Here is a 3,034-nt window from a genome sequence, read left to right as displayed (position 1 = left end):
ATCGTGTACGCATCGCGCCGGAGCTGGATATAGAAGGTCTGGACGTCGATCAGGTACTCCAGCAACTGCTCGAACAAGTGCCGGCGCCGCGCCTGTGAAACCCTCGCGCCTGCTGCTGATCTGGCTCGCGATCCTGCTGGCTTTCGGTATCGTGCTGGGCACCTTGCGCGCATTGGAAATCGATGTTCCATCAACCCTGTTATCCATCAACTGGGGATTGCTGCTGGCATTACTGGCATTAGCGATTCTCGACGCCGTCCGCCTCAAGCGCCTGCCCTCGCCTCGTGTGCGACGACAGATGCCCGGCAGTCTGGCGCTCGGCCGATGGAACGAAGTACGGCTGGAGGTCGAGCATGACTTTGCTCAACCATTGAATGCCGACATTTTCGATCATGTTCCGGATGGCCTGAGCTTCGAAAACCTGCCGCTCTCGGTAGAACTGCAACCCGACCAACAGAGTGAGATTGGCTATCGGCTGCGGCCGCTCAAACGCGGGCACTTCCGTTTTGAATATTGTGAAATCAACCTGCCGAGCCCGCTGGGTTTATGGTCCGAAAAACGCCTGCTGAACGTGGTCGACAGCACCCGCGTCTTCCCGGACTTCGCTCGCGTCTACGGCGGCGAACTGCTGGCAGTGGACAACTGGCTCAGTCAGTTGGGCGTGCGCCAGCAGCAACGTCGCGGGTTGGGTCTGGAGTTTCATCAACTGCGCGAATTCCGCGAAGGCGACAGCCTGCGCCAGATCGACTGGAAAGCCACCGCGCGCCAACGCACACCAATTGCACGGGAGTATCAGGACGAGCGCGACCAGCAGATCATTTTCATGCTCGATTGCGGCCGACGCATGCGCAGTCAGGATGGCGAACTCGCGCATTTCGATCACGCACTCAATGCCTGCCTGCTGCTCAGCTACATTGCCCTGCGCCAAGGGGATGCCGTGGGCCTGAGCACCTTCGCCAGCGACTATCCGCATTACCTCGCTCCGGTCAAAGGCACGGGCCAGCTCAATGTATTGCTCAACAGCGTTTACGACCTGCAGAGCACACAACGCCCCGCCGATTACCAGGCAGCGGCCACTCAACTGCTGGCCCGACAGAAGCGCCGGGCACTGGTGGTGCTGGTCACTAACCTGCGCGATGAAGACGATGAAGAACTGCTGACTGCGGTCAAACGCCTCGGCAGGCAGCATCGGGTGCTGGTGGCCAGCCTGCGTGAAGACCTGCTCGACAACCTGCGGCACGCACCAGTGCAAACCTTGCCAGAGGCGCTGGCCTATTGTGGGGCGGTGGATTATTTGAATGACCGGGCAGAACTCCAAGAGCGGTTGAGTGCTCATGGAGTGCCGGTGGTGGATGCTCGGCCCGCAGAGTTGGGGACCGAGTTGGTGACGCGGTATTTGAGCTGGAAGAAGGCCGGAGCGCTTTAACCTTCGATCAAATCTTCAGGAGATACAGGCCCTAACGACATCGCATTCACCGGTGACTTCTTGAGTATTCGGTAGGCTTCGAGTTGCAAGTCATAAGCACCTCCAATACTCCCACTGCAACTCCAACTCAAACCGTCAGCGGTTAATGGTCGGGCAATACCCAACGCTGGGTTGATGTTCAGTCCGAGTTGCACATGCGAGGAGTACCCCGTCAATCCCAGGCAAATATCGCGACCGAGCAAATGGCTGTTCGAATCGTCGACTGTCAACTTGAGGGTATGCACCGGCCCAGTCTGGGGGAAAAGGGTCTCCACTCCCCACACCGGTTTCGTGACCTCATTGTTCAGTTGAATCTTTGCCGTGCCCCAGACACTCTCGGCCAATGTCTTAATTTTAAAGGTGTGGGACAAAACCGCGTCGGCGCGATCGTTGACGCCTTCCAGCGTAGCGACCACCTCGACATCCTTGGCCTGTTCGGCCGTATAGGCAAAACGCGCCCACCCCTCGCCATCCGTCACCACTAGCGTGCGCTCTTGCTCGGCAGCGAAAATCACCCCCACATCGGCGGCTGCCCGTTGAGTACCTGCCAGGCGAACCTTGAGCGCCAACCCGACTGACTCACCCACCACCGGATCTAACGAAGCCTCGCGGACCTCGCCAATCTCGACACTGACGGCCCCTGGCAACTGTTCTTCAGGCATAGGCAATCCCTCGCTCGCAAACGTTGTAGAAGCTGACACTGGGGGTGAATCCGGTTTCTGGGTCAGTACCGTGAACTCAAATGCATGAGTGGGAGCATCTTCGGGGCGGTCGTAGGGGCTTGGCACCTTGGCAACCACTCGTACATCGCCCGGTTGGGTGGTTTCAAAAGAAAAGCGCGCCCAACCATCAGCCGTCGTTGTTACCGGTGTTGCAGTGCTCCCGTCGGAGAAACTTACTTCGATTCCCGATACTGGCCGCCGGGTGTAAAACGAGTGGACTTTAATCTCCAACGTGACGGTTTCGCCTACGACGGGATCAAACGTAGGCCCTCGTTCGTCGTCGATTATGATTCGGTTGTGTCCCAGCGACATAGCCAGTGCCGGGAAAGTGAACCGGGCCTGAGTGAGTTCCAGCGAGAGCCCCGACTCACCGCTTTCAGTGCTGGCGCCAGCATCCAGCGTCCACTCCAGGCCGTCACTCATTAGAGCTCGCTCATGGTCAGGCGACAGGGTCATATCGAATGCAGAGCTTGACGCACCGGTCCACTTTGCCGCGACGTCAAGCCCGGTCATCAGGCTATCCGCCCGGGGTTCGTACCTTAAGGTGTGCACACCTCCGAGACAGGGATACATGGGGCTTTCGAGGTCCAGTTCGTTACCGTCAAGCTCGAACCTCCCCTCTTGCTCAAGCTTTGTTGACAGCAGCCTCCCCTGCAACTCATAAGGATCCAACTCGTCATGGCATACCTGCAACTGGAAACGCGCACTGTTATCGGAGGTAGAGCGGACCTTCCAGAGCAACCCACCTGCTCCCAATTTACGCGGAGTCGTCATGTCAGGCTCAAAATGAAAACCCAGATCCAGGTCACCTTCATTCGTCAGATTCAGGTAGATATCTTCGTTCAAC

Annotated in this window: 3 protein-coding genes; 2 read left to right on the top strand and 1 reads right to left on the bottom strand. The window is 58.1% G+C overall.

Annotated features, from left to right (window positions below):
* The coding region (locus AC1DRJ_RS22920; RefSeq protein ID WP_477804159.1) for a hypothetical protein at positions 1–98 on the top strand (98 nt) is incomplete at its 5' end.
* Positions 95–1,426: a DUF58 domain-containing protein gene (locus tag AC1DRJ_RS22915; RefSeq protein ID WP_477804158.1), complete on the top strand. Its 1,332-nt coding sequence runs from the start codon at positions 95–97 to the stop codon at positions 1,424–1,426. The genes AC1DRJ_RS22920 and AC1DRJ_RS22915, both read left to right, overlap by 4 nt.
* Here AC1DRJ_RS22915 and AC1DRJ_RS22910 read toward each other — a convergent pair.
* Positions 1,423–3,034: Ig-like domain-containing protein (locus AC1DRJ_RS22910; protein ID WP_477804157.1), on the bottom strand; the 1,612-nt coding region annotated here is incomplete at its 5' end. The two genes, AC1DRJ_RS22915 and AC1DRJ_RS22910, sit on opposite strands and share 4 nt — an antisense overlap.

Source organism: Pseudomonas sp. P5_B2 (genome assembly GCF_056400445.1).
This window is presented reverse-complemented; position numbering and strand designations above follow the sequence as displayed.